Origin of the sequence: Massilia forsythiae, from assembly GCF_012849555.1 — a bacterium.
In the GTDB taxonomy this organism is placed as follows: domain Bacteria; phylum Pseudomonadota; class Gammaproteobacteria; order Burkholderiales; family Burkholderiaceae_D; genus Telluria; species Telluria forsythiae.
In genome coordinates this window covers 3,329,803-3,343,381 of record NZ_CP051685.1, presented here as the reverse complement: position 1 = coordinate 3,343,381, position 13,579 = coordinate 3,329,803, and the positions used below count along the sequence as shown (strand labels likewise).

The 13,579-nt window shown below is 69.3% G+C and carries 9 protein-coding genes; 7 read left to right on the top strand and 2 right to left on the bottom strand.

Annotated features, from left to right (window positions below; translation table 11 throughout):
- Nucleotides 1-52: 52 nt before the first annotated feature.
- Entirely contained in the window at nucleotides 53-874 is an 822-nt protein-coding gene (locus HH212_RS14350) for a phage tail protein (RefSeq protein ID WP_170203096.1), read from the bottom strand.
- 338 nt (nucleotides 875-1,212) lie between these two features.
- Between HH212_RS14350 and HH212_RS27620 the strand changes: the two genes are divergently transcribed.
- The 5 genes from HH212_RS27620 to HH212_RS14330 all read left to right on the top strand — a co-directional run bounded on the left by HH212_RS27620 (nucleotide 1,213) and on the right by HH212_RS14330 (nucleotide 7,951).
- Complete coding sequence (locus tag HH212_RS27620) at nucleotides 1,213-1,341, top strand: hypothetical protein (RefSeq protein ID WP_255486815.1); 129 nt, start codon at nucleotides 1,213-1,215, stop codon at nucleotides 1,339-1,341.
- A 271-nt stretch (nucleotides 1,342-1,612) separates the two neighbouring features.
- The gene (locus tag HH212_RS14345; RefSeq protein ID WP_170203095.1) at nucleotides 1,613-3,721 is read left to right on the top strand and encodes a DUF3500 domain-containing protein; all 2,109 of its coding nucleotides are present in this window, start codon (nucleotides 1,613-1,615) and stop codon (nucleotides 3,719-3,721) included.
- 10 nt (nucleotides 3,722-3,731) lie between these two features.
- Nucleotides 3,732-4,928 (top strand): HupE/UreJ family protein, encoded by a 1,197-nt coding sequence (locus tag HH212_RS14340; RefSeq protein WP_170203094.1) that lies wholly within the window; start codon nucleotides 3,732-3,734, stop codon nucleotides 4,926-4,928.
- A gap of 103 nt (nucleotides 4,929-5,031) precedes the next feature.
- Nucleotides 5,032-6,654, top strand: a complete 1,623-nt coding sequence (locus HH212_RS14335) for a DUF3500 domain-containing protein (protein ID WP_170203093.1) — start codon at nucleotides 5,032-5,034, stop codon at nucleotides 6,652-6,654.
- 10 nt (nucleotides 6,655-6,664) lie between these two features.
- Nucleotides 6,665-7,951, top strand: coding sequence for a HupE/UreJ family protein (locus HH212_RS14330; protein ID WP_229217281.1), 1,287 nt, complete (start codon nucleotides 6,665-6,667; stop codon nucleotides 7,949-7,951).
- Nucleotides 7,952-7,963: 12 nt separating this feature from the next.
- Here the strand turns inward: HH212_RS14330 and HH212_RS14325 are convergent, their stop codons facing one another.
- Nucleotides 7,964-9,436 carry a pyridoxal phosphate-dependent aminotransferase gene (locus HH212_RS14325; RefSeq protein WP_170203092.1) on the bottom strand — a complete coding sequence of 491 codons (1,473 nt, stop codon included), beginning with the start codon at nucleotides 9,434-9,436 and terminating at the stop codon, nucleotides 7,964-7,966.
- Between the two features lie 282 nt (nucleotides 9,437-9,718).
- Between HH212_RS14325 and HH212_RS14320 the strand changes: the two genes are divergently transcribed.
- Nucleotides 9,719-10,726 (top strand): aldo/keto reductase, encoded by a 1,008-nt coding sequence (locus HH212_RS14320; protein ID WP_170203091.1) that lies wholly within the window; start codon nucleotides 9,719-9,721, stop codon nucleotides 10,724-10,726.
- A 329-nt stretch (nucleotides 10,727-11,055) separates the two neighbouring features.
- Nucleotides 11,056-13,470 (top strand): TonB-dependent receptor plug domain-containing protein, encoded by a 2,415-nt coding sequence (locus HH212_RS14315; RefSeq protein ID WP_255486814.1) that lies wholly within the window; start codon nucleotides 11,056-11,058, stop codon nucleotides 13,468-13,470.
- The last annotated feature ends 109 nt before the right edge of the window (nucleotides 13,471-13,579 follow it).

The window sequence follows — 13,579 nt, the reverse complement described above, 5'->3', positions numbered from 1 at the left end:
TCATCATCGTCGTTTCTTTGCGTTTTTTTTTCGTTGAATGGATGGCGGGTGTTCAGGGACGGTTGGGATAGATACCGGTGATGGCGATGCATGCGTTCATGCCCAGTCCCGGCGATTGGGTGGAGACCGGCTGCGTCGCCACCACCGGAGCGTTCGCGCCGACGCCGACCGTGCCGCCGGTAATGCCGACGTTGGGAATCTTGATTTCAGGCGATGGCGGGGTGCCGTTGACCGTGACCGTGGCCTTCAGCGTACCGGCATTCGTACCGGGCGCCGTCGTCGTGTACGGGCCGGTCACGGTGGCCGCATCCGGACCCACCGAGCTTGATACGCCGGCCAGATAGCCTTGCTGGTTCGGGCCGAGGGCCGCGACCGTGCCGCTCACGGTGCCCACCGCCGGGCTGACCGGGAGCGCTGCGCTGATCACCTGGCTGCCCGGCGTGGCCGGCACTGTGACGCTGCCACCGCCGGTGCCCGTGAACGTTGCGGGGTGGGCATGCGACGGCACCGGCGTTTGTTGCATTGTCAGCGTGAGGCTCTGCTGGCCGACCTGCTGGCCCAGGGTAACCGGGGTCATGTTCGGGCCTGTGCCGAGACCGACCGGAACGCGTCCGCGCAGGTCGGGGAGATTGAACTGCGAGCTGCCGTTGCCGCCGTAGCTGAAGGCGATCAGGGAAAATATCGCCTGATACTGCGTCACGGCCAAGCTGCGGCCATCGGCCGGGAGGTAGCCCTGCGGGCACCAGCTGAATGCCACCACGCACACTTCGCCAATCGTCGGGTCGGTGCCGCAGGCCTTGGCCATCAGGGGTGAGGCGGCCAGTGCCGCGACGAGGATGGCCGCGCGCTTTGCTCGCTGATGCTGTTTGTACATTGTTATCTCCAAGGGATGATGTGAAGGCGGATACGATCGCGTTAGAAACCAAGCCCGGCACTGCACCGTATGGAGAGTCCGCCTACATCTGCTTGCCGCAGAGACAGCTCAAGTTCTCCATAGTTCGTGATGCCAACGACTGCAGGTAACCTAAAGTATGACACCTTATATCCCTACGGAATCATTTTTGTTGCCACAAGCCAACACCATTCTGCACTCTGTTCATGCGCAGCACACCGAGGCCTGACCCGGCCGTTGGCCGACTGCAGCAGAGGCTAGTTGGGGGCCTCACAGCGGCAAGCCTCCACCGAAATCCGTTTGCGCGTCTGATTGCCGATATGACAATCAACCGGATCGATCTGGCATCCAGGCTCGAACGCAAATGGTGGTTCATCGGTATCACGGCCCTGCTGGCGTCATTGGTGACCCGCTATGCGATGGAACAGGCCGGGTTGAAGCCGGGCTGACGCATCCGACCGCCAAGGCGCGGCGCGATCGCATCAACGCATGTCAGGCGCCGGCCGCCTCCAACCCACGCGCGCGGCGCTGCGCACCTCGCCATCGGATTACCGCAAACGCTTGCGCGCGCATCCCGCGCCTGCCAACGACGCCGCCGTCGCTTTGCCGCCGCACCCTTTGTAAAGCGGCGTAAAACCCTGCAAAAGCGCGCCAAGGCCGCGTAACGAGGTACATACATTGACTAGACTCCGGCCCATCGACCACCACGGAGTCCGAATCATGAAGATGTCCAACCGTCCCCTGGCCGCCTACGCCGCCTCGCTGACCCTGCTGCTCGCGGGTTGCAGCAGCCACGACAGCAATACCGGCACCAGCACCGGCAGTACCGCCGCCAGCGCGCCGTCGATCACCGGCCAGCCGGCATCGACCGTCATCGCCAGCGGCAGCAACGCCGTGCTGTCGGTGGTCGCCAGCGGCACCGGCGCGACCTACCAGTGGTACAAGGACGGCGCCGCCATCGCCGACGCTACCGCCGCCAGCTACACCGCCATCGCGGCCGGCACCTATTACGTGGTGGTGACCGATGCCACCGGCTCGGTCAGCAGCGCCAACGCCACCGTCACCGTCACCGATGCACCGACGATCACCACCCAGCCGGCGTCGGCGACGATCCTGACCGGCACCAGCCAAACCCTGGGCGTGGAAGCCGGCGGCGCCGGCCTCGGCTACCAGTGGTACAAGGACGGCGCCGCGATTGCCGGCGCCACCCGCCCGAGCTACGATGCGGCCGCCGCCGGCGCCTACACGGTGGCCGTCACCAACAGCGCCGGCAGCGTCACCAGCAGCGCCGCCACGATCACGGTGAGCAGCACGCTGGCGGCGCCGGCCATCACTACCCAACCGGCCGCGCTGACGGTGAATGCCGGCTCCAGCGCCACGCTGAAGGTCGCCGCCAACGGTACTAGCATCGCCTACCAGTGGTACCGCAACGGCACCGCCATTGCCGGCGCCACCGGCCCCGCCTACACCATCCCCAGCGCCAGCAGCGCCAGCGCCGGCACCTATACCGTCACGGTCAAGAATACCGCCGGCAGCGTGACCAGTTCGGGCGCCGCGCTCGCCGTCAACGTGCTGGCCTCGGGCATCAACACGGCGGCGGTGGTGGCCGCCGCCAACGCCTTTCTCGCCACGCTCTCGAGCGACCAGAAGACGGTGGCGACTTCCAGCACGGCGTCCACCACCGTGCAGTTCGCCTACACGCTCGACAACGCCATCCAGTGGACCAACCTGCCGGGCGACCGCCATGGCCTGCGCCTGAACACCACCGCCCTCACCAGCGCCCAGCTGGCGGCCGCCAACGCCGTGATCGCCCAGGCGCTGAGCGCCACCGGCATCGAACTGGCGAACGAACTGCGCGCCGCCGACGAGGTGCTGGCGAATGCCCAGGCCAGCGGCGGCGGCACTGCACCCGGCGGCGGCGGCGGGACCCCGCCCACCGGCACCGACCCAGGCACCGGCGGTACGCCGCCCACCGGCACCGACCCGGGCACCGGCGGCACCCCGCCCAGCGGCACCGATCCGGGCGCGGGCGGCACGCCGCCCACCGGCGGCACCGGCGGCGCCGGCGGCTACGGCAGCGGCCAGTACTCGATCGCCTTCGTCGGCACGCCGTCGAAGACGACGCCCTGGATCCTGCAGCTGATCGGCCACCACCTGGCCTACAACATCACCTACAACACCGGCAAGGTCAGCGCCACGCCGACCTTCATCGGCGTCGAGCCGCCCAACTGGACGGTCGACGCCAGCGGCGCGGTCAGCGTCACCGCCAGCGCCGCCAGCGCCGGCGTGCAGCACGCGCCGATGGAAAAGCAGCGCAAGGCGGTGTACGACCTGGCCGAAGCGATCCAGTCGGACGGCACGGCATCCGCGGCGGCCAAGCTCTCGACCACCTTCACCGACGTGATCATGGGCGCCTCCGGCAACAGCGACGGCAACTTCAAGTCGCTGGCGTATCCGACCAGCGGCCGCGGGCTGCAGTACGGCGCCATGAACGCCGCCCAGCAATCCTATGTGCGCGCGGCCATCGCGGCCTGGGTGAATACGCAGGCGGCGGACGTGTCCAGCACCCTGCTGGGCGCCTACCTGGCCGACGACGCGCTGGCCGCGACGTATGTCGCCTACGGCGTCGGCCAGGGCGGCAAGGCCGACTTCGGCGCCTACCCGAACGCGGCCGCCGCGCCGCTGGATGCGCAGCACTCGTACATCCGCATCGACGGCCCGCGCGTGTGGATCGAGTTCGTGGTGCAGCAGGGCGTGGTGTACGGCACCGACATCCACTACCACACGCTGTGGCGCGACAAGACCGCGGACTACGGCGGCAGCTTCTGAGCGGCGCCGCATGATGTCCACAGCCTTTAGCAAAGCCAGCCGCGCGCTGCTGTTTCCGCTGTTCCTGCCGCTCGCCTTGTCCTTGCTGCTGGCCTGCGGCCTGTTCGCGGCGATGGCGGCGCAGGCGCACCCGTCGCCCTCGTCCGAAGTGCTGCTCGATGCGAACGCCGACGCCATCGATGCGCGGGTGACGCTGCCGCTGGACGAACTGAAGCTGGCCTTCCCGGCGCCGCTGGTGGATACCGCCGGCAGGCGCGCGCTGGCCGGCGACGCGCAAGTCGCAAGCTACCTGGCGGCCCACATCCGGCCGGTGGCGCCGGACGGACGCGCCTGGAGCGTGAAGGTGACGTCGCTGCGCTGGGAACTGCAGCGCGCGCCGGCCGACCTGGTGGCCACCGTACTGCTGCGTCCGCCTGCCGGCGCGCCGGCCGGCACGCTGGAGTTGGGCTTCGACGCCATCGCCCACCAGGTGCCGAACCACCTGACGCTGGTGGCGCTGCGGCGGCCCGGCGCGGAACCGGACGCCAGGCCGCACATGCTGGCTTCGCTGCACTACGGCCAGCGCAGCGTGGCGATCCATGACGTGGCGCCGCGCTGGTGGACCGGCTTCGGCGACCTGTTCAGGCTCGGCATGGCGCACATCGCCGAAGGCGCCGACCACCTGCTGTTCCTGCTGACGCTGCTGCTGCCGGCCGCGCTGCGCGCCCAGGGCAGCCGCTGGGGCGGCTTCGCCGGCACGCGCGCGATGGTGGGCCAGCTGCTCACCGTGGTCACCGCCTTCACCGCCGGCCATTCGCTGACGCTGATGCTGGGCGCCACCGGCCGGGTGGTGCTGCCGGCGCAGCCGGTGGAGGTGGCGATCGCGCTGTCGATCGTGGTGTCGGCGGCGCACGCCTGGCGGCCGATCTTCCCGCGCCGCGAAGGCTGGGTCGCCGGCGCCTTCGGCCTGGTGCACGGCCTCGCCTTTGCCGCCACCGTCCGCGAGCTGGGCCTGGACGGCGCGCGCCTGGCTGCAGGGATGTTGGCCTTCAACCTCGGCATCGAGACGGTGCAGGCGCTGCTGGTGCTGCTGGTGGCGCCACTGCTGGTGCTGCTGGCGCGCAGCGGGCGCTACCAGCAGGTACGCCAGGGCGCGGCGCTGGCGTCCGCCGCGCTGGCGCTGGTGTGGGTGGCCGAGCGTGCCGGCGCGATGGCGCTGCCCGGCTGAAGGCTTTACGGGAATTTACGCGTATTTACGCTTTCCGGCGTAGCCACCCTGTGCCCGTTCCATAGACTCCAGTGCTGTCCGCATCGACTTTCACGAGGCTTCCATGATCAAGCGTCTTCCTTCCCTGCTGCTCTGGAGCGCGCTGGCGCTCACCGCAGGCTGCGGCGGCAGCGGTTCGTCCGACAGCAGCTCCACCACCTCGACCACCAGCTCCGGCTCGGTGACCGCGCCCTCGATCGCCACCCAGCCGGTATCGGTCAGCGTCAGCGCCGGACAAGCGGCCAGCTTCAGCGTCAGCGCGTCCGGCGGCGGCACGCTGGCCTACCAGTGGCGCAAGGGCGGCACCGCGATCAGCGGCGCCACGGCCAGCACCTACACCATCTCGTCCACGGCCAGCGGCGATGCCGGCAGCTACGACGTCGTCGTCAGCAACAGCGCCGGCAGCGTCACCAGCAGCGCCGCCACCCTGACCGTGGCATCCGCGGCGAGCGCGCCGGCCATCGTCACCCAGCCGGTGTCGCAATTGGCCGCGGTCGGTGCCAGCGTCACCCTGAGCGTCGTCGCCAGCGGCAGCGGCACCCTCTCCTACCAGTGGCGCAAGGGCGGCACGGCGATTGCCGGCGCCACGTCCAGCAGCTACACCATCGCCAGCGTCGCCAGCACCGATGCCGGCAGCTACGACGTGGTGGTCACCAACGCCAACGGGTCGACCGCCAGCAGCGCGGTGACGCTGTCGGTGAGCACGACCACCGCTTCCTCGGCGCTGAGCACCGACGCCTACAACGCGGCCATGGCCTTCTACACCACACTGAGCTCGTCGCAGCAGTCGACCGTGCAGGTGGCCTGGAGCCTGGATGCGGCGCGCAAGTGGTCGAACCTGCCGGCGTCATTCGTGTCGCGCAACGGCATCAAATGGGGCAACCTGAGCACCGCCCAGCAGAGCGCCGCCAGCGCCCTGATCAAGACCTCGCTGGGCGACACCGGCAGCTCGCTGCAGTCCGGCCTGCAGGCGGCCGACGACTACCTGAACTCGATCGGCGGCGGCAGCAGCTACGGCGCCGGCAACTACTACCTCGCCTTCCTCGGTACCCCGACCTCGACCGGCTTCTGGATCCTGCAGATCACCGGCCACCACCTGACCTGGAACATCGCCTTCAACGGCAGCTACAAGTCGCCGACCCCGCTGTTCCTGGGCATCGAGCCGAAGGCATCGTTCACCATCAACGGCACGTCCTACGACCCGATGGCGGCGCAGCGCGTGGCGATGGCCAACCTGGGCGCGGCCCTGACCTCGTACTCGGCGGCCAAGCTGAGCGGCACCTACAGCGATCTGCTGTTCGGCGCCAACGGTTCCGGCGGCATCGACGGCACCTGCCCGCGCGCCTATGCCAGCGTGACCACGCACGGCATCGCCTACTCGGCACTGTCGTCGAGCCATCAGGCGCTGGTGCAGGCGGTGATCCGCGCCTACGTGGCCACCCAGGCCACCGAGTACGCCAACGACCTGCTCGGCGCCTACCTGGGCAGCGACGCCCTGGCCGCCACCTACGTGGCCTACGCCGGCAGCGGCACCGTCACCACCAACGGCGACTACTTCCGCATCGAGGGACCGCGCGTGTGGATCGAGTTCTCGGTGCAGCGCGGCGTCATCATCAGCAGCGACATCCACTACCACACCATCTGGCGCGACAAGGTCGGCGACTACGGTGGCAAGTGCGTCGGCTGAGGAAGGTGCGATGATGGCCTGGCTGCGCTTCCTGGGCACCGCCCTGCTGGCTTGCCGGCTGCTGCTGGCGGCGCCGGCGGCGGTGGCCCACCCGATGCCGGAAAGCCTGGTGTGGCTCGACACCACGCCGGGCGGCATGCGCCTGACCGCCCAGCTGCCGCTGAACCGGCTCGAATTCGCCTTTGGCAAGCCGCTGAGCGAGCGCCCGGCCGAGGTGCTGGCGCGCCACGGCGACCGCCTCGCGGCCTACCTGCTGCAGCACGTCGGCGTGCGCGGCGCCGGCGCCAGCTGGCAGGTGCTGCGTCCGGCGCTACGGGTGGTCGACCTGAACGGCGCGCCGGAACTGGAGGCGGTGTTCGACCTGCGCGCCGGCAGCGCCGATGCGCGCGCGCCCGAGCTGGTGTACGACGCGATCACGCACGAGGTGCGCACCCACCGCGTGCAGGTCTTCCTGCGCAACGACTGGCAAGGCGGCCGCGTCGGCGAGGCGCCGCTGCTGGTCGGGGAACTGAGCCACGGGCACAACACGCTGTTCGTGCCGCTGGACCGGGAACGCGCGGCCGGCGGTTTTACGAGCTTGTTCGAGGGCGGCATGCTGCACATCGCGGAAGGCACGGACCACCTGCTGTTCCTGCTGATGCTGCTGCTGGTGGCGCCGCTCACGGCGCAGGCGCGCCGCTGGCAGGCGCTGCGCACGCCGCGGGCGGCCCTCGCGCACACGGCGCTGGTGATCAGCGCCTTCACCGCCGGCCACACCGTCACCCTGGTGCTGGGCAGCCTGGGGCTGGTGCGGGTGCCTGCCGGGCCGGTCGAGATCGCGGTCGCGCTGACCATCGCCGTCGCCGGCATCCACGCCTGGCGCCCGCTGTTCGCGCGCGCCGAAGCCTGGATGGCGCTCGGCTTCGGCCTGGTGCACGGCCTGGCCTTTTCCGCCAGCCTGTCCGGCGCCGGCCTCACGCCGTGGCAGCATGCGCAGGCGCTGCTGGCCTTCAACCTCGGCATCGAGGCGATGCAGCTGCTGGTATTGTGCGCCGTGCTGCCGCCGCTGCTGATGATCGGCGCGGCGCGTCCGGCATGGCATGCGCATGTGCGCCGCACGCTGGCCGCCGTCGCCACCCTGATGGCCGGCGCCTGGGTGGCGCAGCGCAGCGGCCTGGCCGACCTGGGCGACGCGGCCTGGCTGGGCGACGGCGGCGCGGTGCCGGCCGTGCTGGTGTGCCTGCTGTGGCTGGGCGCACTGCTGTGCCTGGCAACGACGCCGCGCGCGCACGGGCGGCGCGGCTCGCTGCGCGCCTGAAGCCGCGCCGCTTTACGCTTGCCGGCGGAGCGCCTGCGCCGGCACCGGCCGGGCCAGCGCTTCCCGGCCGCCGAACATGGCCGGCATGGCGTAGTGCAGGCCGGCCGCCTGCCAGCGCCGCAGGAATTCCTCGATCACGTCCGGATGGCTGCCCAGGTGCAGGCGGACGTAGGGCACCGGCGCGCTCTGGTTGAACAGCGAGGCCGACACCAGCGTGCCGGTGGCGAAGAACAGCTCGTCGCGCAGGCGGTCGATGCCGCCCTCGCTGTCCTGGTACACCTTGGGGATCTCGATCAGCATGTACGAGGTCGACGGGCCGGTGCAGATGGCGGACGCCGGCCAGCCCATGCGCTCCATCAGGCGGGTGCGCACCAGCTCCTTCTGGCGCGTGTAGAACAGGCCGGTCTCGACGGTCCAGTCGGCCGCCTCGGGCGTGGCCAGCCAGGCGCACATCAGTTCGGCGTTGTGGGTGTTCGTGTGGTAGCGGTTGACCCACGATTCGCGGCCCAGCTTGCGCAGCAGCGCCGGCGACGTGGTGATGGCCGCCACGCCCATCGTGTTGCACGAGAACTGCTTGCCGAACGGGCGCGTGGCGACCCAGCGCTCGAACATGCCGGAGTCGACCAAGGCATTGTCGCCGCCGTTCTCGTCGAAGGCGTCGAGCAGCGCCTTCAGGTGGTTCACCACCGCCACGCGCGGGTCGTGCACGCAGTAATAGGCGTCGTCCAGCAGCAGGAAGCCGTCCTGGGCGGCGCCCAGGTCGAGCAGCCAGCGCGTGACCTCGACCGGCCACTGCATGCCGGTCGGATTGTGCTGCGGGTTAGTCACGGTCATGGCGATGTGGCGCGTGCCGTCCGCCAGCGTGGCGCGCACGATCGCGTCCCACGCGGCCAGGTCGGGCAGCCAGCCGTTGGCCGGCCCAAGCGGCAGGAACACCACCTCGAAGCCGACGTCCTTGAAGATGCCGCGGTAGTCCCACGACGGCGTCGGCACCAGCGCCACCGGGATGCTGCCGGGACGGCGTTCGCGCGCGTGGCGGATCGCCACCTTGGCCATGTCGTACATGGCCATGCGGGTGGTCATCGCCAGGCAGCCGACGTCGATCTCCAGGCCGGGCGCCGGCGTGCGCTGGCCCAGGTGGTGCTCGCTGACGATCAGGCGGCGCATGAAGTTGCGGTGGCGCTGGATGCCGTAGCCGGATTCGGAATAACCCATGTCGCCGCGCTCGAAGCGGAAGGCGTTGATGAATTCCAGGAAGCGCGGGCTGACGCCGTTCCAGTGTTCGCCCTTGACCGCATACAGCACCGGTCCGTGCGGCGCCCCGGCCTGCATGTACTCGTGGTACAGCACCTGCTCCGGCGAACATTGGCGCAGTTCCGCCGAATCGTTCTGCAGGTGGTCGGCGACGGCGGCGATGTGGCTTCGCAGGTGCGGGGTGTGGGCCGGGATGGCGGGACGTTCGAGTGCTGGATTCAGGTGCGTCATCGGGTGTCTCTCGATAGGAAGGTGCCGTTGAAACGATCGGATTGCTACGGTGAGGCCAGACTGAAATTGCCTCATCGCAAGAATATCAAATCATATCGCTTGAAAATTCACACTTTCCCACCGCCGCCCGTGCAGTTCAGACGCATGGCGACCACCGATCCGGCGCAGGCCGGCAATAGATGAGGAACGGAAACGAATCGTCCCGTGCCCTGACGTTGTCCGATAATCCAGCGCAGAGCACCGCTGTGCAATCGACCGCATCCATCCAACGAAAGGACGAACATGGGACGTTACCGACCGATCACGCGCCTGGGCCTCGGCGGCACCGGGCTGGGCGACATGTACCACACCACGAGCGAGGAAGCCGCCCAGGCGACCGTGGACGCCGCCTGGGAAGCGGGCATCCGCTACTTCGACACCGCGCCCCACTACGGCGCCGGCCTGTCCGAGCACCGTTTCGGCCAGGCGCTGCGGCGCCGTCCGCGCGACGAATACACGCTGTCGACCAAGGTCGGGCGCCTGCTGGCGCCGCATCCGGGCGGCGACATCGCGGCGCCGTTCGTCTCCTCGCTGCCGTTCAAGCGCGTGCTCGACTACACGGCCGACGGCGTACGCCGCGCGGTCGAGGACAGCCTGCAGCGCCTGGCGCTCGGCCACATCGACATCGCCTACGTGCACGACCTGTCGATCGAGGCGCTGGGCGACGGGTTCGAGCACCAGTTCCGCATCGCGGCCGGCCCCGGCGGCGCCTTCGAAGGCATGACGAAGCTGCGCGAGGAAGGCACGATCAAGGCCTGGGGCCTGGGCGTGAACACGATCGAACCCTGCCTGCGCGCGCTGCGCGGTTCCGACCCTGACATCTTCCTGCTGGCCGGGCGCTACACGCTGATGGAGACCACGCCGCTGCAGGAGCTGTTCCCGCTGTGCCTGGAACGCGGCGCGCACGTGGTGCTGGGCGGTCCGTTCAATTCCGGCTTCCTGGCCGGCGGCGAACACTACGACTACGCGCCGGCCAAGCCGGAACAGGTCGCCCGGCGCGAGCGCCTGCGCCAGGTGGCGGCGCGCCACGGCGTCGACCTGGCCGCGGCGGCGCTGCAGTTCGGCCTGGCGCATCCGGCGGTGGCGGCCACCATTCCGGGCGCCAGCAGCCCGCAGCACCTGCGCCGCAATGCCACGCTGATGGACGTCGTCATCCCGGCGGCGTTCTGGGGCGACCTGCGCGCCGACGGCTTGCTGGCGCCGGAGGCGCCGCTCCCGTCCGGCAAGACCGTCTGGTCGCATCGGGTGTGATCCGGCGCGCCGGTTGCGTGGGGCGTGTTCCGGATACCGATCCGCTGGGCACATGCGCTTGTTGTCAGCCGTCGATCCGTCGTCCCCGCGAAGGCGGGGACCTATACCAGGCAACAGAATTCGGCACGCCAGAAGCAACCCGAAACTTCATGAATATCGACTTTGGAAACTCAGCATGGTTCCGCGCCTGCGCGGGGACGACGGTAAAGGTTTCTGCAAATAGCGGCATGAACCAAAGTTATACGCCGTAATGTTGCAGTTATGAGACGCCACACTTGGTTGCCGAAGCGCTAATTGATTAGGATTCAATTTTCCTCCGGAGCCAAGCCGTGAAACCTACCCTGATCCGCCGCGCCGTCCTGCTGGCCCTGCACGGCGGCGCCGCCCTGCTGGCGACGCCCGCCATCCATGCCCAGACCGCGGCGCCGACCTCAGCGCCAACTGCAGCGCCATCCACCGACCAAGCCGCTTCGATCCAGAGCGTCAGCATCATCGGCTCGCGCCGCGTCGGCAACGCCTCTGCCACCGACACCCCGGTCCCGGTCGACACCATCCCGATGACCAAGGTGGCCGAGCAAGGCGGCCAGTTCGACCTGGCGCAGTCGCTGGCCAACATTTCGCCCTCGTTCAACTCGACGCGCCAGAGCGGCGCCGACGGCGCCGACCTGGTCGATTCGGCCGCGCTGCGCGGCCTCGGCTCGGACCAGACCCTGGTGCTGGTCAACGGCAAGCGCCGCCACACCACCGCGCTGGTCAATCTGTTCGGCGCGCGCAACCGCGGCAACACCGGCACCGACATGAACGCCCTGCCGCTGCTGGCGATCCGCAACGTGCAGGTACTGCGCGACGGCGCCGCCGCGCAATACGGCTCGGACGCCATCGCCGGCGTGATCAACGTCGAACTCAAGAAGAGCCTGGGCTGCGAATCGGTGCTCGGCACCGGCGAATACACGAAGGGCGACGGCAGCAACTGGCTGGCCTCGGCCTACTGCGGCGTGGCCGTCGGCGGCGGCGTGCTCGGCATCACCGGCGAATACCTGGACCGCGGCCGCTCCAACCGCGCCGAGGACGGCAACCCGCGCATCATCGGCGACACCAAGACCAAGAACAAAACGATTTACGCCAATGGCGAGTTGCCGCTCGGCGACGGCAAGCTGTACGTCACCGCCGGCGCCCAGACCCGCGACGCTTCCTCGGCCGCGTTCGCGCGCGGCGGCCTCGGTTCGGACGACATTCCCTCGCGCAACTCGGCCGCCATGTACCCGGGCGGCTTCGTCCCCTTCATCGACGGGGACATCGACGACCGCTACGCCACGGTCGGCTACCGCACCCGCCTGGGCGAATGGGCAGGCGATTTCTCGCAGACCTACGGCTACAACCGCATGCGCTACACCATCGCCAATACGCTGAACGCCTCGATCGCCAACCGCGACCTGTCGAACGGCGGGCGCGGCGTCAGCGCATCGCAGTTCGAGGCCGGCGGTTTCGCCTTCCGCCAGCTGACCAGCAACGCCGACTTCAGCCGCTTCTACGACGGCATCCTGGGCGGCCTGAACGCCGCCTTCGGCTTCGAGTACCGCGCCGAGAATTACCGCATCTTCGCCGGCGAGCCGGGTTCGTACATCGATGCCGACGGCGTCGGCTTCGGCGGCAACGCCGGCAGCCAGGGCTTCCCGGGCTTCCAGCCGGGCGACGCCGCCAACCGCAACCGCCACAGCGGCGCCGCCTACCTCGATTTCGAAGCCGATGTCGCACCGCGCACCAAGCTGCAGGCGGCGGTGCGCTACGAGCATTACTCCGACTTCGGCTCGACCACCACCGGCAAGCTGGCCGGCTCGTTCAAGGCCACTGATGACATCCTGCTGCGCGCCTCGGCCAGCACCGGTTTCCGCGCGCCGTCGCTGCAGCAGATGTATTTCTCGTCGACCTTCACCGACTTCGTCAGCGGCGTGCCGCTGGACGTGGTGCTGGCCCCGAACGGCGGCGCCGTCGCCAACGCCGCCGGCATTCCGAAGCTGAAGGAAGAAAAGTCGAAGAGCGCCACGCTGGGCGCGACCTGGACCCCGACCCCGGCGATCTCGGTGACGGCCGACCTGTACCACATCGACATCGACGGCCGCATCGTGCTGTCCGGCCGCTTCGACGCCGACAACTACCCGGCCCTGGGCGCCACGCTGCAGGCGCTGGGTGTGGGCCAGGCCCAGTTCTTCGTCAACTCGGTCGACACCCGCACCCAGGGCCTGGACCTGACCGCCTCGCACCGCGCCAGCATCGGCGGCGGCCGCCTGAACACCTTCCTGGCCATGAACTTCAGCAAGACGAAGGTGACCGGCGTGCACGCGCCGGCCTCGCTGGCCGGCTTCGAGGACGTCCTGCTGTCCGAGCGCGAGCGCCTGTTCATCGAGCAAGGCGGCCCGCGCCGCAAGGCCACGCTCGACTTCGACTACACGCTGGGCCGGCTGGAGACCGATTTCCGCATCGTGCATTACGGTCCGCAGACGCTGGGCACCTTCTCCGGTCCGCCGGTGCCGAACCAGTACTACCAGGCCAAGACCTCGGCCGACCTGGCCTTCACCTGGGCCTTCAGCGAGAAGACCAAGCTGACCGTGGGCGGCACCAACATCTTCAACGTGCACCCGACCGAGCAGAACGCGGACGAGACCGACAACGGCTTCAAGTACGAGAGCGTGCAGTTCGGCCTGAACGGCGCGGCCTGGTTCGCGCGCCTGTCTCACGCGTTTTGAAGCACGCGTTTTGAAGCACGCGTTTTGAAGCACGCGTTCTGAATGCACGCGTCTTAAAAACGCCGATTCGCGCATCCGGATGCGCGCTACCATGCCTTGCGCGCCCGGG